This window comes from Calyptranema fuscum S582, assembly GCF_055793305.1.
The window spans coordinates 54842-81689 of record NZ_JBSLYH010000003.1; the positions used below are offsets into that span (position 1 = coordinate 54842).

20 protein-coding genes are annotated in these 26848 nt (G+C 47.6%); 13 read left to right on the plus strand and 7 right to left on the minus strand.

What is annotated here, in order from left to right; translation table 11 throughout:
- Window positions 1–99: 99 nt before the first annotated feature.
- Window positions 100–549, minus strand: coding sequence for a peroxiredoxin (locus ACR6Z4_RS03155; RefSeq protein ID WP_479715765.1), 450 nt, complete (start codon window positions 547–549; stop codon window positions 100–102).
- A 702-nt stretch (window positions 550–1251) separates the two neighbouring features.
- Between ACR6Z4_RS03155 and ACR6Z4_RS03160 the strand changes: the two genes are divergently transcribed.
- From ACR6Z4_RS03160 to rlmD, 3 genes are all read left to right on the plus strand, one after another.
- Complete coding sequence (locus ACR6Z4_RS03160; protein WP_479715766.1) at window positions 1252–1635, plus strand: hypothetical protein; 384 nt, start codon at window positions 1252–1254, stop codon at window positions 1633–1635.
- 399 nt (window positions 1636–2034) lie between these two features.
- Window positions 2035–2391, plus strand: coding sequence for a hypothetical protein (locus ACR6Z4_RS03165; protein ID WP_479715767.1), 357 nt, complete (start codon window positions 2035–2037; stop codon window positions 2389–2391).
- An 856-nt stretch (window positions 2392–3247) separates the two neighbouring features.
- Entirely contained in the window at window positions 3248–4780 is a 1533-nt protein-coding gene (gene rlmD / locus ACR6Z4_RS03170; RefSeq protein WP_479715768.1) for a 23S rRNA (uracil(1939)-C(5))-methyltransferase RlmD, read from the plus strand.
- Here rlmD and ACR6Z4_RS03175 read toward each other — a convergent pair.
- The gene (locus ACR6Z4_RS03175; RefSeq protein WP_479715769.1) at window positions 4777–5388 is read right to left on the minus strand and encodes an ATP-binding protein; all 612 of its coding nucleotides are present in this window, start codon (window positions 5386–5388) and stop codon (window positions 4777–4779) included. The genes rlmD and ACR6Z4_RS03175 overlap by 4 nt on opposite strands.
- A 1302-nt stretch (window positions 5389–6690) precedes the next feature.
- Here ACR6Z4_RS03175 and ACR6Z4_RS03180 point away from each other — a divergent pair.
- From ACR6Z4_RS03180 to ACR6Z4_RS03220, 9 genes are all read left to right on the plus strand, one after another.
- A complete protein-coding gene (locus ACR6Z4_RS03180; RefSeq protein WP_479715770.1) occupies window positions 6691–7722 on the plus strand; it encodes a hemerythrin domain-containing protein in 1032 nt (343 codons plus the stop codon).
- 260 nt (window positions 7723–7982) lie between these two features.
- The gene (locus ACR6Z4_RS03185; RefSeq protein ID WP_479715771.1) at window positions 7983–9515 is read left to right on the plus strand and encodes an FAD-dependent oxidoreductase; all 1533 of its coding nucleotides are present in this window, start codon (window positions 7983–7985) and stop codon (window positions 9513–9515) included.
- A gap of 405 nt (window positions 9516–9920) precedes the next feature.
- Window positions 9921–11408: an AAA-like domain-containing protein gene (locus tag ACR6Z4_RS03190; RefSeq protein ID WP_479715772.1), complete on the plus strand. Its 1488-nt coding sequence runs from the start codon at window positions 9921–9923 to the stop codon at window positions 11406–11408.
- Window positions 11409–11745: 337 nt separating this feature from the next.
- On the plus strand, window positions 11746–13608 hold the full coding sequence (locus tag ACR6Z4_RS03195) for a lipoxygenase family protein (RefSeq protein ID WP_479715773.1): 1863 nt from the start codon (window positions 11746–11748) through the stop codon (window positions 13606–13608).
- Window positions 13609–13684: 76 nt separating this feature from the next.
- The gene (locus ACR6Z4_RS03200) at window positions 13685–15520 is read left to right on the plus strand and encodes a lipoxygenase family protein (protein WP_479715774.1); all 1836 of its coding nucleotides are present in this window, start codon (window positions 13685–13687) and stop codon (window positions 15518–15520) included.
- Window positions 15521–15957: 437 nt separating this feature from the next.
- Entirely contained in the window at window positions 15958–22260 is a 6303-nt protein-coding gene (locus ACR6Z4_RS03205; RefSeq protein WP_479715775.1) for an AAA family ATPase, read from the plus strand.
- 323 nt (window positions 22261–22583) lie between these two features.
- Window positions 22584–24197, plus strand: a complete 1614-nt coding sequence (locus ACR6Z4_RS03210; protein ID WP_479715776.1) for an NAD(P)/FAD-dependent oxidoreductase — start codon at window positions 22584–22586, stop codon at window positions 24195–24197.
- 138 nt (window positions 24198–24335) lie between these two features.
- On the plus strand, window positions 24336–24629 hold the full coding sequence (locus ACR6Z4_RS03215) for a nucleotidyltransferase family protein (RefSeq protein ID WP_479715777.1): 294 nt from the start codon (window positions 24336–24338) through the stop codon (window positions 24627–24629).
- Window positions 24626–24979, plus strand: coding sequence for a HepT-like ribonuclease domain-containing protein (locus ACR6Z4_RS03220; protein WP_479715778.1), 354 nt, complete (start codon window positions 24626–24628; stop codon window positions 24977–24979). The genes ACR6Z4_RS03215 and ACR6Z4_RS03220 overlap by 4 nt, the downstream gene beginning before the upstream one ends.
- A 36-nt stretch (window positions 24980–25015) precedes the next feature.
- Here the strand turns inward: ACR6Z4_RS03220 and ACR6Z4_RS03225 are convergent, their stop codons facing one another.
- From ACR6Z4_RS03225 to ACR6Z4_RS03245, 5 genes are read right to left on the minus strand one after another with little or no spacing between them, the layout of a single operon-like run.
- Window positions 25016–25159: a hypothetical protein gene (locus tag ACR6Z4_RS03225; protein WP_479715779.1), complete on the minus strand. Its 144-nt coding sequence runs from the start codon at window positions 25157–25159 to the stop codon at window positions 25016–25018.
- Window positions 25125–25256 carry a hypothetical protein gene (locus ACR6Z4_RS03230; protein WP_479715780.1) on the minus strand — a complete coding sequence of 44 codons (132 nt, stop codon included), beginning with the start codon at window positions 25254–25256 and terminating at the stop codon, window positions 25125–25127. Before ACR6Z4_RS03230 ends, ACR6Z4_RS03225 begins: the two co-directional genes overlap by 35 nt.
- A gap of 21 nt (window positions 25257–25277) precedes the next feature.
- On the minus strand, window positions 25278–25634 hold the full coding sequence (locus tag ACR6Z4_RS03235; RefSeq protein WP_479715781.1) for a HepT-like ribonuclease domain-containing protein: 357 nt from the start codon (window positions 25632–25634) through the stop codon (window positions 25278–25280).
- Entirely contained in the window at window positions 25615–25947 is a 333-nt protein-coding gene (locus ACR6Z4_RS03240; protein WP_479715782.1) for a nucleotidyltransferase family protein, read from the minus strand. The genes ACR6Z4_RS03235 and ACR6Z4_RS03240 overlap by 20 nt, the downstream gene beginning before the upstream one ends.
- The gene (locus tag ACR6Z4_RS03245; protein WP_479715783.1) at window positions 25940–26107 is read right to left on the minus strand and encodes a hypothetical protein; all 168 of its coding nucleotides are present in this window, start codon (window positions 26105–26107) and stop codon (window positions 25940–25942) included. Before ACR6Z4_RS03245 ends, ACR6Z4_RS03240 begins: the two co-directional genes overlap by 8 nt.
- 344 nt (window positions 26108–26451) lie before the next feature.
- Between ACR6Z4_RS03245 and ACR6Z4_RS03250 the strand changes: the two genes are divergently transcribed.
- The gene (locus tag ACR6Z4_RS03250) at window positions 26452–26592 is read left to right on the plus strand and encodes a hypothetical protein (RefSeq protein WP_479715784.1); all 141 of its coding nucleotides are present in this window, start codon (window positions 26452–26454) and stop codon (window positions 26590–26592) included.
- Window positions 26593–26848 lie beyond the last annotated feature (256 nt).

Below are 26848 nucleotides of genomic sequence, written 5' to 3' on the forward strand. Positions count from 1 at the left end.
ACGTAGTTTTAGAAAACTTGATGACGCACTGAAGTCTCATTTTAGTGAGTTTTTCAGTGCGTTTTTTATGAACGGTAAAGTTCGCCTCAGGCGACCATGTTATAAGCCTAAGTCAGCTAAAATATCGCCAGCGTGGGTGTCGGTTTTGACGCTGTCGTATACCTTAATAATGTCGCCGTTGCCATCGATCACGTAGGTGACACGCATGGCATACTGAAACCCATTTTTTTCCCCGGCTACGTCATAGGCAGTGGTGATGGCACCATCTGTGTCTGCCAGCAACGGAAAGGGCAAGTTGAACTTTTGAGTAAAGCTCTGGTGAGACGTTTCATCATCTCGGCTGACACCCAATACGACAATATCTTTGCCCTGGTAATCACTGTAGGCATCACGGAAACTGCAAGCCTCTTTTGTACAACCGGGAGTATCGTCTTTAGGATAAAAATACAGAACGACCGTTTTCCCAGACAGGCTAGCCAGAGAAACGACGTTGCCATTGGTATCTTTGGCAGTAAAGTCAGGAGCTTTTGTACCAACTGATAGAGCCATACGATTGAGAATCCTTTGTCGTTGTAGAATCATCGGATTGCAAATTAAATCAACCTCAGACGTTCAGGTTTAGAAGCACAGCGACGCCACCTTGCCAAACCGAACTCTTCAGGTTTGTCTAATCCACAATCCTTGCGATCGCAGATATATTCATCTGTGCTTCCTTTTGAGAGAACGATAGCGAAGTCCTCGCGCGCTCAAAAAGATACTTAGATTTTATTCAATCCACGATCCTTACTAAGGATAGTAAAGCTAAACTTCCCCCGGTCTCACAAAGCCAGGAATTTTGCTGATTTCACCCCAATGCTCTTTAAACGTTGAGCAAAATTAAAGGGGGTAAGGGGGACGGTACTCGACACCATACTGAATTCAGTATGATTAAGGGCTTATATTCTGCGGTATCCGCAAAAAAACAGGTTTTTGTTAACTGATTGTGGAGAATTAGCGAAAGTTGTGTTCTAGAACACAAACTTAGATATTATTGCTATACTGGCTTGACAATTCAATCACTCCACTCTATGGCAAATGACGGCAGGTAAAGGGTATAACCAGTCACTGCCATAGGAAACCGAGTCAACAGTATTTTCCCGGATATTTTTGTCCGTAGTTTCACTTATTTTATTTCCTGAGTAATACGGATCGTTCGTGTATGGATTACACCGATGTTGTTCGACGTCGCCAAACGTTAAGCTTTTAGCGTTCATGGTTGTAATTTTTACTGACCTTATTTCTCTCAACTCTGCCGTCAAAAAGGACCAAGTTATGGCTTTTAAATTTTGGTTCAACGGAGCAATAAGAGAAGGGTTGTTCTACCAGAATCAGTTATTTTTTCAGTTCCAAAGATTCAAATTGCATCAGCAAAGCTTGGCGTATGCTCTCAGTTCTCAACTGTGGCAAAAAGATATTCAATCCATCGTCATTCTTTCGTGCCAGGATTGTACGCTTTGGATTGATTTTAAAGCTCACAATGTGCAAGAACTATTGGCAGATATTCAATTTCAGGATTTGAATGCTTTAGTTGATTGTGAGATCACATTTGACTTAGAGCATCGACCGATTTGTTTTTGCTGTGCTCCAAACCATTAAACGCTACTGGGTTTGTAACTAAGGATCACACATTAAATAAACCCCAGATATTTATTGTTGCAAGCGCGGCAAGCCACGCTTGCAACAATAAATCTTTAGTCTTATTAAATCTACGATCCTGAGAATTTTTCTGTGGGTAAACGCGAGTTACAAACCAACCGTTTTCAAGATAATTTCTGGTTTTCGTTCAGTTTGTGTTGCTCTATCGTAGGGATACAGCATTGGGTAAAACATCATTGATTGACCTCGAAAATCTTTGCCCAAATGCTACGCCTTTACAGGATTAGATAGTTCCGACACAAAATCCATCAGTATCAGGATGATTTTAGTTGTAACTGCTATTCATCCTGAGCTGCTCTAACGTTTGAGAGTGCAGTCTCAAATTGTTCGAATGCATTAATGACTCTGGAAACAGTGAAGAAATCTCCTGGAGGTCATTTGTTGCGCTTATCTCCTCTGACTGCCTACTATATTCGGAAACTCCTGTATCAACATGCAGGAGAACTTAAATTTATTGTTGCTGAAGGTGCAGGAAAACAAGCTAATTATTTAGCAGATCTCAATGCAGTCTTAGAAAGTTTGTATTTAGAAGAGTCTGAGATTGAAGCTGCGGTCAAACGATTGGAAATTTTAGTGTATTATCATCAAACTTTTTCTGCTTATACTGCCCTTCATAAAACAGAAGTCAATAAAGCAGAAAAAGAAATTTTTTGGGTTTTAGGGTTCAAACACCGCACGAGTACCAACGCCCAATAATAAACGCCCAATACTATTAGCCGGGAGCTGACCATAGCAACCTCACAACCGCAATCGCTTCCGATACGAAGTGCTGTAAGTCACATCCTCTTAAGTAACATCCTCTAGGGTTTGAAAGTGTGTTGGCAGTGCGTGCCTTCGGCACACACTGCCAACACATGGGTCATTTGTGGTGTGTGTGGGCAGATACACCAATAAATTGTTAAATAATTCTGTTAAATCAAATACTTTTTCTTTTGATCCTCGAAAATAAAAACAGCAAGGTAAGGGTCAATTCTTTTTGTCCGGTTCTTGCTATTTACAAAACAACTTTATTTAGACTCGCGAGTCTAAAGTGCCAGGTTGTACTGCAAAGGGGTTATGCCGCTGTGCCCTTGTGCTAACTCTTGAAGGAGAGCGACGCCAGAGAGTTAGGCAGTGCATCCATTTAAAAATCAAATACCCGTAACTTAAGGTTCAATACCATTATTTAAATATTAGGCAGTGAGGAGTTTCTGTCGCTTCCTCCGCTTTATTGCTACCAACGGGAACTTAAAAGATCCATCAGAGCGGTCAGAGGTAGTAGATGTCTAAAAATCCGGTTAGCTCCATCATTTAACAAAAAGGTCAAGCTGCGTTCTAAGCACCCTGGGTTTTCATGCAACCTGGGGTTTTTTGTTGACTTTTTAGTTAGAGCGCTTCGCACCTGGATACATTAAGGTTGTTGAGAGAGAGCCGCGCTCCGCGCGGCTCTCTCTCAACAACTTATACGTCACGCTATTGAGAATTGCCATGGTTCTGGATGACGACCGACTAAGTTCCAGCAGTCTCAAAAGGGATCAGGGATAATAGTTGAGCTGTATCGAGCGTGACTACCGTGTCTTCTATTTCGTCTGAATCAACCGAGCCGTCTGCCAAGTTATGGCAACAGGGCGAGTTAATCGAACTGACTATCTCTGATCTAAACCATAGTGGAGAAGGGGTTGGGCGCTATGAAGGGCGTGTTGTATTTGTTCCAGATACAGTAGTCGGCGATCGCCTGTTAGTTCGACTCGTCCGGGTCAAGCGTCAGTATGCCTATGGCAAGTTGCATGAGATTTTAGAGCGATCGCCCCATCGCATTCGCCCCAGTTGCTTTGTGGCAGACAAATGTGGTGGGTGCCAATGGCAGCATGTCAGCTATGCGTTTCAACTGGAGACCAAACGGAATCTGGTGATTCAAGACCTGGAGCGGATTGGCAAATTTGACCAGATTACGGTTGACCCGATGTTAGCCAATGCTGAACCGTTGGGCTATCGCAACAAGGCAACCTACCCGTTGAAGCGATCGAGCAATAAAGAACACAAGTCGGGGCTAAAGGGTCAGGGTGCAGGTGCAAAACTACCGATACCTAAACCGTCTAACTCGGACAACGACGCGTTTGCAGAACCAGCCACTGAAAAACTTGAGGTGTCGGTTTTGGCAGGATACTACCAGAAAGGGAGCCACCAGCTGATTAACCTGAACCAATGTCCGATTCAAGACGTGCGGTTGAATCCATTATTGGCAGAGGTAAAGCAAGATATTCAACGTCGAGGTTGGAGTATCTATGATGAAACCTTGCATCGGGGTAAGTTGCGCCATTTAGGCTTACGGATTGGGCGACACACGGGTGAAATGTTGTTGACATTAGTCTCCACCCACGAACAATTGTTAGAGCTAGAAGACCAAGCTCAGATCTGGTTAGATCGGTATCCCGGTCTGGTCGGGGTGATGGTGAATGTCAATAGCGATCGCACCAATGCGATTTTTGGTAAAGAAACGTATTGTATTGCCGGACGGGATTATCTGGTCGAAGAATTTGCCGGATTGCCATTTCGTGTGAATGCAACCACATTTTTTCAAGTCAATACAGAGCAAGCCGAAGCCCTGTTGCAGGTAATCATTGAGCAATTAAACCTAAAGGGAACCGAAGTTCTATTAGATGCGTATTGTGGCATTGGCACATTGACATTGCCGTTGGCACAACACGTCAAGTCGGCGATCGCCTTAGAAATTCAAGCGGAAGCGGTCGAACAAGCACGACTCAATGCCCATTTAAACGACATTACCAATGTCGAGTTTCACACCGGCGATGTAGAAACGTTATTGTTTACCTTAGAAATGCAACCCGATATCGTTGTCTTAGATCCACCGCGTAAGGGATGCAGCTCGATTGTGCTGGAAACGTTACTCAAACTTAAACCTCAGCAAATCGTCTATGTCAGTTGCAATCCTTCGACCCTGGCACGCGATCTAAAAATTCTCTGCGAAGCAGGAGACTACAGGTTGCGACGCGTTCAACCGGCTGACTTTTTCCCGCAAACCGCCCATGTAGAGTGTGCGGCATTTTTAGAACTTTCTGAGGATGCAACGGCGCGATCGAATTAGACGGTTTGATCAAACACCAACACTAAACAATCGCGAGAGTTTCCGGTACGGGTATAGCTGATGTGACGGGTCAAATTTTTCATCAGCCATAACCCCCGCCCGCCCTCTTCGCCATTGGGAGATTGCGATATCTCTTGCAGCTTGGCATCCAGGTCAAACGGGGCACCCTGATCCCAAATGCGAATCTCAATGCGATCGCCCAAAAGTTGCACATCTAGATCAATCGGTTCACTCGCCGATTTTCCGGCATGGGCATGGCGTATCGCATTCGTAAACCCTTCCGTCAATGCCAACCGACACCGCAACCATACTTTCAACGGCATCGCTGAATCTTTGAATTGGGTAAACCATGCCAAGACCTGTTCAACCTCGGCTACGTCAGTTTGAACCTGCAAATGCGTGGGCGAACCAGATAATGTCAGCGAATCGGAGGGACATTCCATCCGTTTGCAAGCCAGCTGTTGGGCAATCTCTAAGCTGTGAGCCTGAACTCGTTTGAGATCTTCTGGAGTGGCAGCAGATATAAGGCTTGCGTGATTGAAGCAGGTAGCGTTGATCATAGTAAACGGCATCGGTAGAAACGGTTTGAAGCAGTCGATCGTCATCATTAACCATCAACCCGTAGACCCTGAGGCACTTACGGCAAGCAGTTCAGGATTTTGCGTCCAGGTTTCAGGTTGGATGTAGTGCTTAGTCTCCATCTTAAGCAGCACTTGTGAAAAAGCCAGGAAGATTTTGCAATACTATCGCATTAAAAACCCACGAGATGTTTCTGTCGCGACGTAAAGCGTCATGTCAAAGCATGGTCGAGCTAAAGATCATAAATTAGCCCCAGCGCTTCGCATCTGAATGGATTATTACAGACGCCTATTTAGCAACACCCGTCACCCTGGTTTAGTTCTACACATGGGCGGATGAACCATTTTGAAATCTTGCTCTTCAGATAGAGTTCTGTTGGAGTTACAACATCTAAGCTTGAATGTAGTTGAGTGATGAGTCCTACCGAAACCCGATGCTGGACGGTTAAATCAATCTTGCAACCTTTCTAGCAACGGTGTTGGAACTGAAGCTTAGTGCAACAGTGTTGCGGCTGGCACAATAGTTTCAGCTCGAATCATGTGTGGTTAGCACTCTGATTGACAGACACATCTTATGACATAGGTGGTTGGGTTGAATCCGGCAAAACCTGACGTTAGCATAGCTTCTGTTGGGTTTCATTCTACTCAACCCAACCTGCGAAAAATCAAGTGTTTCAGGAGCTTTGTCGGTCAAGCAGTGCTAAGACCAGAGGGGTTGTTTTAAAAGTTATTTTTTCGGGTGCGAAGCGCACGAAAAAATAATCCTCTTAGCGAGTTTTAAAACACGCCTCAGGAGGTGGGGAGTTGGTCCTGACAGGGATTTCATCATTTCAATAGTACCGTTGGGGTGGCGTCAAATCATGCTTGACGGATGATATACCATGCATCACGCGGTATATCACCCATCCGCACCCATCAATCATTTATTGAACCCGTGACGAAGGTAATGCCATCAGCATTTTCAGTAGCATAAGCCCTATGTTTTATATTGCGAACTGCGCTCAGCGTACTTCTCAAACACAAACAGGGTTGATTGTCGAACTGGCTGATGCGTGCCATCAACGGGCTTGTGCGCCTGCAAAGATTTGACTCAGCCATCATACGGCTTGAGCGCTACCCCATGTCTGCAAAGGACTGCCTGCGCATTCATCCGGCAGGACTAAACATTGCCAGTTTTGAGCACTCGTGCGACACCGAAGGGTTCACATGGGGAATTATGTCTCGACGCAGCAATACTAACCCTGTCAACACGATTCCAATCAGCTTGGATTGTGATTTTACGGTGACTGTAATTCATATTCAGTTACTTTGTTACTTGAAAAGGAGAACATCATGGTTTCAACATTGACTGATGCCAAACGATCTGCGATCGCTGAAAAGCTGGCGGATATCCGCGCGATCCAAAACTTGATTGTGGCGAACGAGCAACAGTTCCTTCAAGAATGCAATCAAGCTGACATCCGCGATCGCCTCGAAGATATGCTGGAAGACGATCAAAAGAACTTGGGTGTGATTGAAACCACCATCACCCAGTATGGCATTCAGGCTAAGCCTAAAGATAAAGTGCGTCATTTGGTTGAGCAAATTCAATCTCAAATGAAAAGCTCTGACTTGACCCTTTATGAAAAACTGGCTCAGCACGAACTACTTAAGCATGGACAGGTAATGTCCGGTTTGGTAGTACACAAAGCTTCCCAGATCGTGGGTGCAGATGTAGAAGAAGCGCTCACCCCACTGCATACCGTCAACTTTGAAAATCGTGCCCATCAGGAGCGACTGAAAGGCATGGTGGAATATCTGGGTGCGTATGAGTTAACTGGCGAAGCACCTGATCAGGGCGTCTGGGGACGGGTACAAGATGCGATCGCAGCGATGACCGGGGTGATTGGCAGCACCGTCACCCAAAACTCCGACAAATCAGACATGGATATCATGAATCTGATCTTCATGGATCACCAGAAAGCAAAAACGCTGATCAGTGAGCTCAAGAGCGAAACCAATTCTGAGCGGATTACAGAATTGTTTGGACAGCTGTATAAAGACTTATCTGTGCATTCCAAGGCAGAAGAACAAGTAGTCTACCCGGCTGTACGGTCTTTCTATGGTGAAGACAACACTCAGGAGTTATACACCGAGCAGGCTGAACTGGAAGCTGTCTTAAAAGAAATGTTGGCGATGTCTCCGACGGCACCCGAATTTAAGACTCGGCTAAAGCAAGTCAAAGATATGGTGGGTGATCACACTCGTCAAGAAGAAAGCACCATGTTTGCTGCCATGCGCAAAAATCTGTCAGAGCAGCAACGTGAGCAAATGGCAACTCAATTCAAAGAAGCCAAAAAGCAACTGCAAACCCAGCAGTCCTAGTGCTGCAAGTACTAAATTTTGCACCATGGGGTCTGGGGGCTGTGCCCCCAGGCAGGGGTTTTACCCCTGCACCCCCGTTGTAAAACATTCAAATGGGTCTACTTGCTACACCCATCTTTAACCTTGGGCTACAGATGAGGGTTGAGAAGCTTCGTTTCCTCCTGGGGATAAAGCCCTCAACCCTCCTTTTTTCATGGCTATGTATCGCTTTATGTATCCACGATTACGTATCCACAATAATGTCACGTCAGGAAACCGTTATGCCAAATCTACCTCAAACATCGCACTCTTTCTGGATGGCTTCCACCCCACCTTCGCATTATCCCGCTCTAACGCAAGATCTATCAGTTGACGTTGCGATTGTGGGTGCAGGGCTGGTGGGCATCACTGCTGCCAGGCTACTCAAGCAAGCAGGGAAGACAGTAGCGGTGTTAGAGGCTGCCCAAATCGGCACAGGTGTATCGGGGCACACGACTGCCAAACTGACATCGCTGCATCATCTCATTTACGCTGATTTATTAAAATCACTGGGTGAAGAAAAAGCCCGTCTGTATGGTGAATCTAATCAGCGCGCCATCGAACGAGTAGCAGACTGGGTGCGAGATGCCCAGATTGATTGTGATTTTAGTCGCAAAGATGCCTATGTTTTTGCACCGTCTGATGCCGAATTAGAGGACATTACAGCAGAGGTAGAAGCGGCTCTTAAGCTCGGTTTACCCGCCAGTTTTGTTCAAGAAACAGGCTTACCGTTTGAGATTGCGGGTGCCGTTAAATTTAGCAATCAAGCCCAGTTTCATCCGCGAAAATTTATTTTAGCTCTAGCAAAAATGATTCAGGGTGAGGGCAGTTATATTTTTGAGCAGACCCGAGTTAAGACGGTGCAGGGGGAAAATCCCTGTCGGGTGATCATGACTGAAGGTGCAGTTGTGACGGCTCAGGATGTGATTGTGGCAACCCATCTGCCTATCTTAGATCAGGGGCTATTTTTTGCTAAATCTTATCCCAGACGCTCCTATTTGATCGCGGCAGATTTCGACCCTGCCCACGATCCTGACGGCATGTTTATTGGTGCCGGAGAGAAGTATCACTCGATTCGGACGACCCCAACGGACGATGGCAAACTCCAGTTGCTGATTGGGGGCGAAGGGCATAAAGTCGGTGAGGCAGATGATACTGAAGCAAGGTATGTACGGTTAGCCAACTATGCCCGTGACCAGTTTGGGGTTAATACGGTAAGCTACCGCTGGTCTTCGCAAGATATGGTGTCGTTTGACAAGCTCCCTTACATCGGTAAGCTAACGCCGCTGAGCCAGCACACCTATGTGGCAACAGGGTTTAGCCTCTGGGGAATGACCAAGTCGGTGATGTCTGCCATGCTGCTGTCTGACTTGATCTTAGGCATCGAGAACCCCTGGGCAGATCTGTATGATTCGACGCGGGTGACGTCGTTCGCTACCTTAACGTCGATTCAACAAAACCTGGATGTGGGAACTCATTGGGTCGGCGATCGCCTGAAAGGATTATTCAACCCATCCACTCCGCCACCGGCAAAAGGTGAAGGCAAATTATTGACGGTCAAGGGCGAAAAAATTGCGGCATACCGCGATGACGTTGGCGAATTGCACGAAGTTTCAGCTGTCTGCCCACATTTAGGCTGTATCGTTGCCTGGAATGCTGCCGAAAAGAGCTGGGATTGTCCCTGTCACGGGTCACGGTTTAGCTGCAATGGTGAGATTCTCCAGGGTCCTGCGGTGACTCCATTAGAGAAAAAGGTGTCCTGCGGCGTTGAGTAACTTTCCAACCCTATAGCGATGCGCACGTTCGTTAAGGTCAGAAACAGAGTTGTGGGGCGCAGAGCGCCCCACAACTCGTACTGAATTAACCATTTAGGGTCTGCTCTACTGGTTACGAACGTCAGGTGACGATCGAGGGTTTGATCAAACTGAAGATTTATGGGTCAGCACGGCGACGCTGCGTTAACAAAAATGAACGTCTGGATTTCTATTTAGCTTGTGATCTTTAGCATATAGCAATCCTATTTGATTCGTGAAAATGATCAGTTGTGAAAGCGCCGCCCGAAGGGCGGGCGCTTTCACAACTGATTTAGGATCGCTATAGATAGAGTAGTCATTATTAAATCCATAGCTGATCCGACCCAAACAGCTAGTATACTGAATCCATTTCCCTGTATTCTCCGTATGTCTGAAAAAACTTCGGATATTTCTGCGCCTTATCCTAGCGGCTCGGTGCCATTAGGATCTCCTTTCTATTTAGATCGTTCTCCGATTGAAGAGCAGATATACGAAGAAATTAACAAACCCGGTGCTTTGGTTCGCATCAAAGGTCCCAAAGAAATGGGTAAAACCTCGTTGCTCTTGCGAACATTGGACTATGGCATCAGCCAGGGATACCACACCGTTAGCCTCAGCCTGGAGCAGGTGGATGAGGATATTTTGAATGATCTGAATCGGTTTCTGCGTTGGTTGTGTGCCACGATCAGTCGCCAATTGCAGCTAGACCCTAAACTCGATAACTACTGGGATGAAGACATTGGCAGCAAGATCAGTTGCACGCTCTATTTACGCGGATATGTATTAGAGAAGCTGAATAAGCCGCTGATTCTGGCATTAGATGAAGTCAACTACATTTTTGAGCATCCCAAAGTAGCAAAGGATGTTTTACCGCTGTTTCGATCCTGGTTTGAAGAAGCAAAGCGGCATCCGATTTGGCAAAATTTACGGTTAATTGTGGTGCATTCTACAGAGGTCTACGTTCCGCTTCAGTTAAATCAGTCTCCCTTCAATGTCGGGTTACCCATCGAAATTGGCAACTTTAGCCCCGATCAGGTCAGGCAATTGGCACAACGCTATGGGATGACCTGGTTTAAGGAACCAGAAACAAAGCAGATGATGGCATTACTGGAGGGACATCCAGCCCTGGTGCATCTGGCAATTTATCATCTCAGTCGCGGCGAGATGACGCTACAACAATTGTTGGCAACTGCCCCGACGGCTACCGGAATTTATTCTCATCACCTGCAACGGCATCAGGCTGCCCTGCAAGAACAGCCGGAGTTAGCCAATGCTCTGGACACCGTCATGAAGGCGTCTGCACCTGTTCCATTAGATGCGCTGATGTCGTACAAGCTGTCGAGTATGGGGCTACTCAAGCAAGTGGGCGATCGCGTCACCTGGGGATGTGAGCTATATAAGCGATATTTTGCACCGCAAGACCCTGTACCCAAGCCTCAGTCAGCCCCCCGCCGCAAACGAGGAGTGATTTTGACGCCGACGGGATTGGATAAACTTCGTCGTGCCCGGATCGAAGCTGAATTTAGAGAGAATGCGGGCGATCGCTATACGCTAGAAGAACTCAGCGAGCGGATCAATTTATCCGTCGATACGTTAATGAAAGTCTTTGCCTGTGAAACTGGCGTCGATAAACAGACGTTAAAGATCTGCTTTGATGCCTTTCATTTAACCCTAGAGACTAGCGATTACCATCGTCCCGACCAGGCTCAATCGGCGGCGTCAGATACCCCTTCAGCGCCCTCCAACGATGACACCATTGATCTAGAAATTGACATCCGCGAGGTGCGCCGGGAAGTAGAACGGATTGTGAACAGTGAGTTTTTCCAAAATCTGCAAGCCGAACTTCAAGAGATACGGTTGGATGAAGACGGATAGCCCACGCTCAGGAAACCGCAAGTGATGGGGTGAAACGCGGCGCAGAGCGCCGCGTTTCACCCCATCACCTGTTCTCATTTCAGGGGTAAAGCTGCACAGGCGTCTTATTAGTGTTGCGAACACTAAATTCTGCAACGTTGGGGGTGGGGGCTGCGCCCCCACGCAGGGGTTCTACCCCTGCACCCCGTTGTAAAACTTTTAAGTGGGTCTACCAGGCAGTGGGTGAGCGCCGAATCATTCCTTAAATAAAAGTAAATACCCTACCATTCTCTGAAAGCAGCGTCGATAGTGAAAGGAATGCTTTTTCCGTAGACTATTACCCCTTTGAACTCAGTCTATGCTGCCTACATTGCCCCAAAATGATCCCAATCTGCCCGCCCGTCGCGCCCAGCTTGCCCGTAGCCAAATCGTTTATAAATTTGCCCACAAATACCAGGATCTTTCTCAACGGTTGCAAAACGCTCCTCAACCGTCACCGTTTCCCGATCCTCTGCCGGGTGGGGTGGGGTTAGCGGCGGCGGTGCCCCCCGATCAGGAGTTTACCCCCGACTACTTGTTAAAAGCAGCGCAGGTGAATGCCAAGTTGTTAGCCAACCACGCGGCGATCGATTTGGAATATATCACGGGCACGGCTGGTCACGGCTTTTCGATATGCGACTGGTTGGGATTAACCCGAGCGGTAGGAAATAAGCACTTTATTTTTTCAACGCCGATTAAAGCTGCCTCCAGGGTCGCCCATGCTTTCCCGACCAATCTGGCAGTATATGATTCGCTCTATGCCCTAATTCCCAAGCCTGAGATGGTTTACAAGCTGAAACAGGGGCAGGAGGTCAGCGATCGCGTTTTTGCGTGGCAACGGTTGGCTGGAGCTGACCCGATGGTGCTAAAAGGCATTGCGTCCCTGGCAGATTGGCAGCAGATGCAGGCTAAATTTCCGGTGACAGAGGCGCTCTATCAACGCGTTATGGGTGCTGATGATTCGTTGGAACGGGCGATCGCCGAAAAACGGCTCTATGTAGCCGACTATTACTTGCTGGATGGTCTGCCTCACGGAACCTGGAATTCCGGGATTTTGGGATTGCCTCGCCATAAATATATCTTTGCCCCGATCGCCCTGTTTGCCTGGAAACGAGATATGCCGCAGGATGTCGGGTATCTGGCTCCTGTTGCAATTCAATGCCAGCAATCCCCCAGCCACAACGGCATCTTTACACCGCGTGACGATGTGCGGTGGGAAATGGCAAAGGCAGTCGTACAATCTGCCGATGGCAATCTGCAAGAGATGGTTCATCACCTGGGTTATACCCATCTGGTAATGGAAGCGGCGATCGTGGCAACAGAACGGTGTCTGGCAGCGGTTCACCCGATTAACGTGTTGCTGCAACCCCACTTTCAGTTCACCCTGGCATTGAATGATTATGCCTATCACAACTTGATTGCTCCGGGTGGAGCCGTTGATATTGTCCTGGGTTCGACGTTAGAAGGGAGTTTAACCCTCTTGCTACGAGGTATGCAGGAATTTAAATTTAGCCAGGCTATGCCCCCAACTGATTTTCAAAATCGCCAGGTCGATGATCGACATGGGTTGCCAGAGTATCCCTATCGAGATGATGCAGTCTTACTATGGGATGCGATTCATCGATTTGTCGGCAAGTATCTCCAGCTTTACTACGCCAATGATGCGGATGTGTTGCAAGATAGTGAGCTGCAAGCCTGGGTTAAGAGTATTGGTAGTGCTGAAGGGGGCAATATTCAGGGTGTAGAGCCGATCCAAACGCTAACGCAATTGATTGACGTAGTTGCCTTTCTGGTTTTTACGGCTTCAGCCCAGCATGGGGCATTGAATTATGCGCAGTTTCCGATGATGTCGTATATTCCTAATGTCTCAGGGGGGATGTACGCTCAAGCCCCTACCGCTGAAACGCCACAAAATGAAGATAACTATTTAGAATTATTGGCACCCATGCAGCAAGCATTGATGCAGTTCAATACGCTCTATCAGTTGTCCAGTATTCGCTATGGCAAGTTGGGATATTATCCATGTTTGTATTTCCAGGATGCGCGAGTGTCATTCCTGGTGAAAGATTTTCAAAAAGATCTGGCGATCGCTGAAGCAGAAATTCGCGATCGCGATCAATCACGCTTCATGTCCTATCCCTTTTTGCTGCCCTCTGAAATTGGCAACAGCATTTTTATTTAATTCGATTGGCTATGATGCAGGCACAGTGCCCATCACAGCCAGCTATCATGCGCCCACCTTCAATTGAGAATCAACTATGGCTATGAATGGATGTCAAGCTGCCATCAGTCCGTGTTTGCCTCAGGATGATCCCAATCCCGATCGCCGTGCCGCAGCGATCGCCCGTGATCGAGACACATACCAGCTCACCGATGACTATCACGGCATTCCCTTGCCCAAAACGGTGCCAGCAACCGAAAACTTTTCGACCGCTTATCAGGTGATGAAAGCGACTCTGGAAGCCCAATTAGTCAAAAATAATCTCCTCAGCGATCTACAGGCTCAACGGACGTCGCCGGATGGTGGGGTGTTGAATTATCTGCGCGATCGCCAACTGGCGTGGAAGCAAAAAATCCAGAAGAAGCTCTGGGCAGCCCCCCGCGACGTGCAGATTTTGCCCTATAACTGCCGCACGCCCTTGAGCATCCCCGATTACGAAAATATTTTGCAATCGATTGCGCCCCCGATCTCGATCCAGTATTGGCAGGAGGATTGGTATTTTGCCTGGCAACGATTGACGGGGGTCAATCCTGATTTGCTAACGCGAGTCAAAGCGGATGATACGACGTTTTTTCAACGCTTTCCTATTACCAACGAACAGTTTCAACAGGCGATCGGTGATGCGTCCGACAGTTTGGCAGCGGCACACGCAGACGGACGCTTGTTTTTTAATGATTTCAAATTGCTCGACAAAATCCCCACAGGGGTTACGAGTGATGACTGGCGTAAGTACTTGTCTGCGCCAATTGGACTGTTTTATCTCAATCGCCAGCGCACGAACGGATTGATGCCCGTCGCCATTCAATGTCATCAAAATCCGGGAGCCGACAATCCAATTTTTACCCCCGCCAGCGATCGCTATGCCTGGTTGATGGCAAAAACGGTATTTCAAGTGGCAGATAGTAACTATCAAGGGATGGTGCCCCACGGGGCGTATTGCCACATCATCATGGGCACCGTCGCGATCTGTACCTATCGCACCCTGGCACCTACCCACCCGATTCGGGTGCTATTGCATCCCCATTTTGAATTCACGATCCCGATTGATGCTGCCACCAATCAGATTGTCATTGCACCCGGTGGCAACACCCCCACCTTACAAAGCGTGAGTTTGCAAGGAGCGATCGAAGTCACCCAGCGGGCACTGGCACAGTTTGATTGGACAGAGCAAGCGCCGATGACGGCACTAAAACAACGGGGCACCCGCAGCGCTCAATTTTTGCCAGACTATCCCTATCGAGATGATATTGTGCCGACCTGGCAAGCAATTCATCGCTTTGTGACGCGTTATATTCGCCTGTACTATACCTCTAATGCAGATGTGGTGGGCGATCGCGAAGTCCAACACTGGTTGCGTGAATTGGGTGCGCCGGATGGGGGCAATATTCGGGGCATGGGCAATCAAGGCAAAGTCAGCACCGTGCGAGAACTGATCACCCTGGTGGCTCAAATCATCCTGCGAGCTACCTCTTACCATGCGTCTGTCAACTACTCGGTCTTTCCGGCGATGGGCTATGCCGTGAATATGCCGGGAGCAGCCTTTTCACCCTTTCCGCTGTACGAAAGAGATCACACAGGGCGCAACGTTGTCAAAACTCACTATTCCCACGCTGATTTTCTAGAATTATTGCCGACTCGAGCGCTGGCCGTGGGGCAACTTGAAGATGTCTATGTGGTTTCTAATGTGATTGCCAATCATATGGGTCAATATGGGTGTGATTACTTTTCTGATCGGCGGGTGCGACCCCTGGTCGAGGAATTTCAAAGTGCGCTCAACCACATTGAGTTTGAGATTCAAACACGCAATCAGGATCGGCGTCTACCTTATGAAATTCTGCTTCCCAGCCGAGTTCCAGCTAGTATTCATATTTAGGATCATGAATTTACAGCCATTTTCAATGGCTGAAGCCACAGATGTTTGGTTGTGTGCCTCGCGGAGCGCGGCACACAACCAAACATCCAAATATATCCAAGCGCGAAGCGCTGTAATAAACCCCAATTCCCTTTGAGGGAGCGACGGCAAAGCCGTCGCTCCCTCAAAACAAATGACAGGGTACGGAATTTGTGATCCTTAGGATCGTGGATTCAATGCGATCGACTATTACAGCGATTTTCAATCGCTTAAAACCAGGTTATTTTTGTGAGAGCCGTGCCCCGCGCGGCTCTCACAAAAATAACTATGGCTTACTCAAGCGCAAAGCGCTGTAAATCGTTTGTATGGGCGAACGGCCGTTCGCCCGTACAACAAATCATCGGAGTTATTGAATTCCCATTCCTTAGAGTTGTGTTGAAAGATGAGGTCAGCTGGGCATGACTATTGCAGATTTTTCCTTACTGGAAAAGCTCCATGAGGGCAGTCAGTCCATCGTCTATCGTGCCTGTTACAAGCAGGATCAAACCCCTGTGATTGTAAAACTCTTGCGGACGACAGATTCAACACCAGAGGCGATCGCCCGGTTTCGCCACGAATACGATCTCACCCAACAGGTGCAAGGGGAGGGCATTGTGGCGTGTTTGGATCTGCACTGCCGGGGCAATGATGTGTTTATGGTGTTAGAAGACTTTGGGGGTCGTTCTCTAGACCGCATTCTGGCGCAAACTCCCCTGTCGCTGTTGGACGTCATCGAACTCACCATACACGTGGCGACCGCCTTGGGGCAGGTACATCGTCAGCGAATGATTCATAAAGATATTAACCCCAGCAACCTGGTATACAATCCCCAAACCAGGCAGGTAAAAATTATCGACTTTGGCATCGCCAGCCAGTTGACAACAACCCCTGCTGCCGGAACGGCTGTGATTGAGCTGGAAGGAACCCTCCCCTACCTTGCCCCAGAGCAAACGGGACGAATGAATCGGTCTATTGACTACCGCTCTGATTTCTATGCATTAGGCGCAACGCTGTATGAATTAGTGGTGGGTCGAACTGCCTTTGTTGCCGATGATCCGCTAGAAATGATTCATGCACATATGGCTCAAATGCCGTTGCCTCCCCATCAAGTCCGACCGGAGATACCCGAAGTTGTATCCAATATTGTTCTGAAACTTTTAGCCAAAATTCCAGAGCAACGGTATCAGAGTGCCTATGGCTTGACCCACGATTTACAACGCTGCTTAGAGTCATTGTCTGCAACCGGAACCGTGGAACTGTTTGAATTAGGTCAAGCAGACTTTGCCGAAAGCCTGCGGATACCTGCCAAACTCTATGGTCGAGAAACAGAACTCAAAACCTTGCTCGATAGTTTTGCACGGGTCTGCCAGGGGCAACATGAATCAATTTTAGTCGCGGGTTATTCGGGCATTGGTAAAACAGCATTGATCAACGAACTGCGACAACAGGTTGGGCGCAGTGGTGGTTCCCTGATTGCCGGAAAGTTTGATCAGTTCCGTCGGGGAATTCCTTACTCGGCATGGATTGAAGCCATTGGACAACGCTTGCGTCAGATACTCAATCAATCAGATGAAGTATTGGCACAATGGCAAACCCGATTGAGAGATGCAGTGGGCGACTATGGGCAGTTGTTGACGGATGTAGTTCCAGAGTTAGCGTTGATTTTGGGAACTCAACCGGCATTAGCCACCCTCCCGGCAAATGAATTTGAAGCCCGCTTTAGCTCTCTGGTGCGGCGAGTGGTGCGAACCTTAGCGTCTGCCGATTGCCCCTTAGTCATTTTTCTGGATGACTTGCAATGGGCAGATTTGCCATCGATCGCCCTATTGAAGCGATTGCAAACGGATCCAGATTCCGCCTACATCCTGCTATTGGGTACCTATCGTAGCAATGAAGTCGATCGCACCCATCCGTTACAGTTGATGTTAGATGAAATGGCGAAATTGGGCGAGGCACCCCCCATTCTAGAATTAGATGCTTTGCAATTACAGGATATCTGCCATTTATTGAGTGATTGTTTGCGGTCTGATCTGGAATCGGTCACCTTATTAGCCATGCTATGCCAGGAAAAAACCCAGGGCAATCCCTTCTTTCTGCGGCAGTTTATTGAATCGCTGTATGAAGCTCATCTACTTCAGCTTGAGCCATCAACCGGCAAGTGGTTTTGGCAACTTGATGAGATCCGCGATCGCAATCTGACCGATGATGTTGCCACGTTCATGGTGCAACGCTTAGCCAGCCTCACTCCAAGCACTCAATCTTTATTATCATTGGCTGCTTTTTTGGGCAGTCGATTTGACTTACAATCCCTATCAAAACTCAGTCATTTAAATACATCTGACGTCAAGCGCTATTTGCATGAAGCGATCGCCAGTGGCTTTATTGTAGCCATAGAGGAAGCAGATCGGGCAACGGTAACCTCTACAAATTCTGCGATCGCCACCGAGATCTTTAGCTTTGTCCATGACCGGATACAGCAAGCCGCTTATTCATTGCAAACGACCGAAGCGGCACAACAGGTTCACCTGCAAATTGCCCGCATGTTGGTCGCTCCCGATCGCAGTCCAGAACAATTCGATGAATCGATTTTTGATATTGTCAATCATTATCGGCAAGCGTTTGATCGGGTTGACGATCCCATAGAACGACAGGCGATCGCCCAATATGCGTTAACGGCGGGCATTCGTGCCAAACAATCAGCCGCGTTTCAACCGGCATTAAACTTCCTGCAAATTGGCATTGCTGCCTTATCAACCGATGCCTGGGAGATGCAGTATGACTTCACTCTGAGTCTCTATCGTGAAGCCGCAGAAGCGGCATACCTGGCAACTGATTTCGATCGCATGGATGAATTGATTGCTATCGTCTTGTCGAAAGCACGGAATCTGCTCGACAAAGTGCTGGTGCATGAGATGAAAATCAATGCGCTGATTGGCTTCAAACACATGACCGAAGCGATCGCCTATGCCATTGACATTCTGGTATTGCTAGATATCCGCCTGCCCAAGCAGATCAATCAGTTTCATGCCCTCTGGGGGGTACTGGCAACGAAAGCCAGTCTGCGCGGCAAAACGGCTGAGTATCTGGTCAATCTCCCCACCGCAACCGATGCCAAAGGCTTGGCAACCCTACGCATTCTCATCAGCATTCTCTCGGCTGCCTATTATGCAGAGCCATTGTTGATGCCGTTGCTGATGTATCATCTGATTCGTACCACCCTGAAACACGGCATTGGACCCGAGGCATCCTATATTTTTGCAGTCTGGGGGTTGGTTTTGTGTTCGTTAGACGACATTGATAGTGGCTACTTGTTTGGGGGGATGGCAGAACAGGTCAACCAACGCATCCATGTCCGTCGCCTGAAAGATCGCTCACTCCATGTATTTAACTATCACATTCGCTTTTGGAGAGAGCATTATCGCGTCTGCCAAACCGAATTGCAGCAACTCTATATTCGTGAAATGGAAGGGGGCGATCTGGAATTTGCCAGTTACAGCGCCCACGCCTATTGCTGTATTTCCTATTATTTAGGAGATGAATTGCAAAATCTGGCACAAACCATGACCACCTTTAGCCAGTTGCTTCGCCGCTTGGGACATGAACCCTCGCTCCATACCCATGAGATTCATCGGCAACTGGTCTTTAACCTGGCAGGATTAGCAGACAAACCGGATGATATGTGTGGCGAAGCATTTGATGAATCAGTCATGATTCCACGCTTGCAGCAACAAGAGGATGTTTCTAATCTATTTGTGTTTTATTCCAAAAAAGCGATTCTGAAAACGATTTTGGGAGATTATGCCGGAGCGATTCAAGCCGCCGCAGAAAACCAGAAGTATCTGGAAGGAGCCAAAACAACCATCTATATTCCCTATCACTATTGGGTGGATGGTCTAGCCCATGCGGCTCTCTATGATGCTCAGCCAAAGGCGGCACAAAAGCAGATCTATCAACGCCTCAAGCGATATCGCAAGAAAATCAAAACCTGGGCAGATTTAGGACCTATGAATCATTTGCATCATCTTCATTTGCTGGATGCAGAAATTGCCCGGATTGAAGGACGCGATCGTACAGCAATGCACCTCTACGATCAATCGATTCAAGAGGCGCGGCAGCAAGGCTATCTCAACGATGAAGCATTAGCACATGAGTTTGCGGCACGGTACTATATCGCCCGTGGCAATCGTCGCATTGCCAGCACATACTTGCTGGATGCCCGGAATGCCTATGTTCGCTGGGGGGCAACAGTCAAGGTTGAACGGTTGGATGCCCAATATGCTGATTTACTGGGCGCTGTTGACGTCAGTGCGATCGCTCGATTTGAATCCAGTGCAACTAACAAAAGTGAAGCAAGTAGTCGCTCGACAGGGAAGACCAAATTTTCTCGGATTACCTTCAGGGCTGGAGCAGGTCAGTTGGATGCCGCTACCCTGATCAAAGCCTTGCAAGCAATTTCTGAAGAAATCTTGCTGCCCCAACTGATCCAAAAATTGATGCAAATTACGATTGAGGCCAGTGGTGCAGGGCGATCGCTGATTATCTTATGGGAAGGCGATAAGCTGGTGATTCAAGATGAATGTCTGGTGGATCAAGCAACCCCCAATCCAGCGATGCCAGTGGCAGTAGATGACTATGAAGCCTGTCCTAAAACCATCTTGCAATACGTCATCCGGACACAACAGGAAGTATTGCTGGAAGATGCAACTCAAATCGGAGCCTTCATTCAAGATCCGTACATGACGGCATATCAACCCAAATCCATCCTCTGCATTCCCCTATTGCATCAGGGTAAGTCAAGCGGCATGATTTATCTGGAGAACAATCTGACAACCGGAGTCTTTACCACCGATCGCCTGGAAGTCTTGAAGTTACTCTCGTCTCAAGCGGCTATTTCAATCGAAAATGCCAAGCTGTACACCGAAATGACGGTACTCAATACCCAATTGACTCAAGAAGTCAGCGATCGCAAACGTGCCGAAGAAGCAGTTCGACAAAGCGAACAAACCCTGGCGCAGTTTCTCGAAGCGGTTCCGGTCGGGGTGGGAGTGCTCGATCGCTGGGGCAAACCCTATTACGTCAATCAGAAAGCGCAAGAAATTTTAGGGAAAGGCGTTGCCCCAGATGCGACATCAGAACAAATTGCCGAAACCTACCAACTGTACCTGGCTGGTACCCAGCAGATGTACGATTCCGAGAACCTGCCAATTGTTCAAGCCTTGCGCGGCAATAGCATCACAGCCGATGATGTAGAAGTCCATCAGCCCGATCGCATCGTTCCTTTAGAAGCATGGGGCACACCAATTTTTGATGAGCAGGGCAATGTTGCCTATGCCATGGCAGCCTTTCAAGACATTACCCAACGCAAACAGGCTGAAGCAGAACGGCTTCAGTTTATGCAAACGCTATCGAAAAATAATATCGATTTGCAACAGGCACAATCAGAGCTAGCAGAAATCAACCGCACGTTGGAACAAAAGGTCGAACAGCGCACCCAGGAATTACGGCAAACCTTAGAAATTCTGAAAGCTACCCAAGCCGAACTACGCTTTGAAAATGAATTACTGAGAAGTGCAGACGAACCGTCAACCTTTGACTATCAAGTGGGTGGCAGTTTGCCAATGGATGCCCCTACCTATGTGGTGCGAGCGGCAGATCGTCATCTGTACAGGGGGTTGCGTCAGGGACAGTTTTGCTACGTGCTGAATGCCCGACAAATGGGTAAATCTAGCTTGATGGTGCGAATGTTGCAACAGCTTCAGCAAGAAGGCTATAGTTGCGCCGCTGTGGATATGTCGCGGGTGGGTAGTGAATTGGTCACCCCTGACCAGTGGTATAAGGGTTTGGCGGTCGAACTGTGGCAAGCCTTTGATTTGTTGGGCAAGGTGAATTTAAAAGCCTGGTGGAGCGATCGCCTCGACCTTTCACCTGTACAACGACTCAGCCAATTTATTGAAGAAATTCTATTAGTCGAAGTAGGCGATGAATCACGCCCCCTTTCTAAAAAACTCGTGATTTTTCTAGATGAAATTGATAGTTTGTTAGGTTTAAATTTCCCGGTGAATGACTTCTTTGCCTTGATTCGTTCCTGTTATAACCAACGCAGTCTGAACCCAGCCTACCAACGACTCACCTTTGCCTTTTTTGGCGTAGCGGCTCCCTCTGATTTGATCACAGATCTTCAGCGAACACCCTTTAATATTGGTCAAGCGATTCACCTGGAAGGCTTTAGAGAGCATGAAGCCCAACCGTTACTTTATGGCTTAACCGAAAAAGTGGGCAGCCCGCAAACCGTTTTACGAGAAGTCTTAGCCTGGACGAATGGTCAACCATTCTTAACCCAAAAATTGTGCCGCTTGATTCGGAATACTTCGGTCACGATTCCTGGTCAGCCCGAAGCCGTCTGGATCGAACACCTTGTACGCACCCATATTCTAGACAATTGGGAAGCTCAGGACGAACCCGAACATCTCAAGACGATTCGCGATCGCATTCTTAAAACCGAGCGCGATGCCGAGAAATTATTAACGCTCTACGACCAGATCCTCAATCAATCTACCCCCAGCCCAGCCAACCATCCCGATGCCGAAGAGCTATTGTTATCGGGGTTGGTAATTCAGCAAGACGGAATGTTGCGGGTGCGAAATCGCATTTATGCCTGGGTATTTGATCACCAGTGGATCGAGCGATCGCGACACTTGCCTGACCCCGAGAACCACTTGTAACGCCAAACGTTCAACAAAACACCATAATATAAATCTGAATGTACAACTGACGGTTTCCTATGCGAAGTCAGGCGCTGTTAATTTGGGCTATGAAATTTGGTGTGAGTGCCGCGCGGCACTCATACCGATTTAATGTGAAGCTGCGTCTTATTCAACCCCCGGCTGTCGCCGTCCCCCTTGCCAAGGGGGACTACAGGGGGTTCTAGTCTGGCGCAACTTCATAAAAGATTGGTATCACACCAAATCTCATAGCTGGATCAAGCTATGCCCAAATTCATACCCAAACCCAGCACCACCGTCTCCATCGATAGTAGTTTTCCCATATGTTGCGATTAACCGAAATCAAGCTGTCGCTTGACCATCCGCCAGACGCGATCGAGGCGGCTATCCTGAAAAAGCTCCAAATTGCGCCAGACGCCTTGATTCGCTACACCATCTTCAAGCGTAGTCATGATGCCCGTAAAAAAGGGGCGATCGCGCTCGTCTATATCGTCGATGTGGAGACCACCCAGGACAAAGCGCTGCTGCACCGCTTCAAAAAAGATCCCCATGTCATGCTCACACCCGATATGAGCTATCACATGGTGGCACAGGCTCCTGACCATCTCGACCATCGTCCCATTATCATCGGCACCGGCCCCTGCGGTATGTTTGCTGGCTTACTGCTGGCACAAATGGGGTTTCGCCCATTGATCTTAGAACGGGGTAAAACTGTACGCGATCGCACTGTCGATACCTTTGCTTTTTGGAAAAAGAAAGACACGCTTAACCCCGAATCCAACGCCCAGTTTGGCGAAGGAGGTGCAGGCACCTTTTCCGATGGCAAACTCTACAGTCAAGTAAAAGACTCCAACCATTACGGGCGGAAAGTGCTGAACGAGTTGGTCAACTCCGGAGCCAATCCAGAAATTCTCTACATCAACAAACCCCACATCGGTACGTTCAAATTAGTCGGCATCGTCCAAAATCTGCGTGCCCGGATTGAAGCCCTCGGCGGCGAAATTCGCTTTCAAAGTCGCGTCACCGACATCCAGATTGAACAAGGTCAGGTGCAGGGCGTCACCTTAGCCAGCGGTGAAACCATTGCCAGTCACCATGTCGTGCTGGCAGTCGGTCATAGTGCCCGTGATACGTTTCAAATGTTATTCGATCGCGGCGTTTATATCGAACCCAAGCCATTTTCCATCGGCTTTCGCATCGAGCATCCGCAAACGTTGATCGATCGCTGTCGATTTGGCGATCAAGCAGGTCACAAACTCCTGGGTGCTGCTGATTATAAACTGGTGCATCATTGTCAAAATGGGCGTTCGGTCTATAGCTTTTGCATGTGTCCCGGTGGGCTGGTAGTTGCCGCTGCCTCAGAATTGGGGCGGGTTGTTACCAATGGCATGAGCCAATATTCTCGCAACGAGCGCAATGCCAACAGTGCTATCGTGGTCGGCATCACGCCTGACGACTATCCCGGTCATCCCCTGGCAGGAATCGCCTTGCAGCGTCGCTTAGAAGCCCAAGCATTTGAACTCGGCGGCAGCACCTATGATGCGCCGGGACAACTGGTCGGTGACTTCCTAGCCAATTGTCCCTCTGATGCCTTTGGTACAGTGCTACCCTCCTATACGCCAGGCGTGCGTTTGACCGACCTGAGTACAAGCTTGCCAGACTATGCGATCGCCGCGATTCGTGAAGCCCTTCCTGCCTTCGACAAACAGATCCACGGCTTTGCCATGCCCGATGCCGTCTTGACAGGTGTAGAAACGCGCACCTCATCCCCCATTCGCATCAAGCGTAACGACGAGTATCAAAGCATCAATACCAAAGGGCTTTATCCTGCGGGTGAAGGTGCAGGGTATGCCGGTGGCATCCTCTCAGCAGGCATTGATGGCATCAAGGTTGCAGAAGCCGTAGCATTAAATATCGTGCGATCGCCCATCTTGTAAGGCGCGTTGCTGATTCTTAGGAATATTTTTGTAGGTAAACCCAATGGTTTCACTTGCAAAAATATTCCCGGATGAAACCAGAGCATAGCAGAGTAAGCTAGATTTACGTATTGTGTTTGCCTTGAGGGAGCTAGCTTCATGAAAACACTGGAGGAAATCAAGCAGTGGCTTGTGCAAAACAAATCATTGTTACAGGAACGGTATAAGGTTCAGGAATTAGGTGTTTTTGGCTCCTATGTCAGGCACGAGCAAACAGAAGCTAGCGATGTAGATGTACTGGTAGAGTTTTCAGAGACACCAAGCTTATTGAAATTTGTCAATTTAGAAAACTATCTCAGCGACAGTTTAGGTGTCAAAGTTGATTTGGTACATAAGTCTGGTCTGAAGCCACGCATTGGAGAACAGATTTTGGCAGAGGTCGTTTACCTGTGACCACGCGACAGATTCAGGACTATTTGCAGGATATTTTAGATGCTATTGCAGCGATCGAGCAGTTTACGGCAGACATTGAGTTTGAAGCGTTCTCACAGAATTTAGAAAAAGTGTTTGCAGTTTCAAGAGCGATCGAAATTATGGGTGAAGCCGTGAAACGTATCCCAGATTCAGTGAGAAGCCAATACCCTGATATTCCCTGGAGAGATATCGCTGGAATGCGAGATAAACTGATTCATGATTATTTCAATACAGATGTAGAAATCATCTGGAAAGCAGTTCGGGAGGACATTCCTCAATTGAAAATAATGATCTCTAGAGTTTTAGGGGATTTGAGAGGTCAGTCTTAGCACCGTTGAAGTGCGATCGCCTCAGCCTCACCGGGATCAAGTTCGGCTCTTAATGATATTGACCAATGCTTGATCGGTCGCAGGTTGCGTTTTAATCCAGCTTAAAGTGGGCACAACCCTAGCACTGGCATCAGTGTTGCCGACATTAGTGATTTCGTTGAAAACCTTTGTTGGAATCACGATTTCGTCGTAGAGTTGGCATGGCAATTTCTAGCTTGAGATCGGTTTCGGTAATATGTGCCGTTTGCAGAAATTCATCGGGAATGACTAAACTCATGGTTCAAGTTCTCCTCTAAGTTTATGGTTCATCAGGCAAGGGAGGAAGTATTGACTCTAGCTGAGCCAGGAGAGGGGCTAGTTCTGAGTGAATAATTGTCCACAAAATATCTTGTCTGACTTCATCGTAGCGATGGGCAACAATGTTGCGTAACCCTACAATGCGCTGCCAGTTGATGGTTGGATGGGCTTGCCGAAATTCATCGGAGATTCTACGAGCCGCTTCGCCCAGAACTTCAAATTGTCGTTCAACAGCACTAATCGTGCGAATATCGTTGAGATACGCGTCAAAGGTCAAACCATGCGTAAATGTTTGAATATATTGAATGGCTTGTGTCATATCCCAAACAGAAGCAACATCACGATTGTTCGACTGCATAAATAACCTGACGAGTATTCAAAATTTCGTGTCGTCTGTAGGGATTTTTTAAATATTGCTTACTCACCAGATCAACTTTTTGCTTAAATAAGGTTTCGATTTCTGTTTGCATGGCTTGCCAGTCATCCCAGGTTAACCACTGCTCTGGCGAAAAGGTTAGGAGCACGTCAATATCGCTATCGGGACGAAAGTCATCGCGTAGGACGGAACCAAAGAGGGCAAATTCGGTGATATGCCAGCGTTGACAGAACTCAGCAATCTGAGTCGGAGAAGCTTTGATTCTATCACCCACCAAACTGGTTAACTCAACCATCGCCAACCTCCTCACCCAAAATCATCCGTTCTACTCGCGCTTTTGCGGCTGTAACGACGCCTTCGGCTCTAACATATAGGTCTTCTATACTCAAGAAAGTTTCTTGAACTATTTGAGCTATTTCATCATGATTTGAAATTTGAAGATTACGAATTTGCATCTTTAATATTTCACTCTCTAGCATTGCTGCAACGTATAGAGGATTATGCAGCTCTTTAACTTGAAAACGAAATACAGTTCCATTAACAATAGTTTTCTCTGGAAATTCATCAATGAACGCTACAGACTTAACTGATGCGATGATGCCCCTTTAACAGCTAAAAGAACATCATTTTTTTAAGCCGTGCCCGCTTATGCCAATAATATTTCTCTGGCACTTTCAAAGCACTCTCGAAGTCAACTTTCATCCGCCCACGCATGTCAGTTACGCGAACATAAGTAACTGGATGTTCAGCATTATAGCTGCTTGACTGACAAAACTTGAAAAGGAGGGAGGTTTAGCCCTTGGAAGCAGGGCATTCACGGTTTAGTGTGAGGGCAAATGCTGAAAGCGAAACTGCGGCTCAAGAACTTCTGACAATTCTTGGATTACTAGAGCGAGTTAAGCAAAATCAAACAACTCCTAAAGCCCAGTACACCAGTTAGAAAACCCTTCGTTCTGATGTATGAAGTTCTTCTCCATCCTGATCCCCAAAATTTTACCTGAGAAAGGTTATTTTTAAGACTTCAGCCATTCGAGGGTAAATGAGATTCCCAAATAAATCGACAGTTTCAAAAAAGAGTTTAATTGGTTAATCTAAAAGCATAGATTTTCGGTGCATCAGGCATCTATTGCTAAAACAACGTAGATTATGCGATCGCAAATCCATCTGACGAAAATTAGCGAATGGTAACGAGTCAG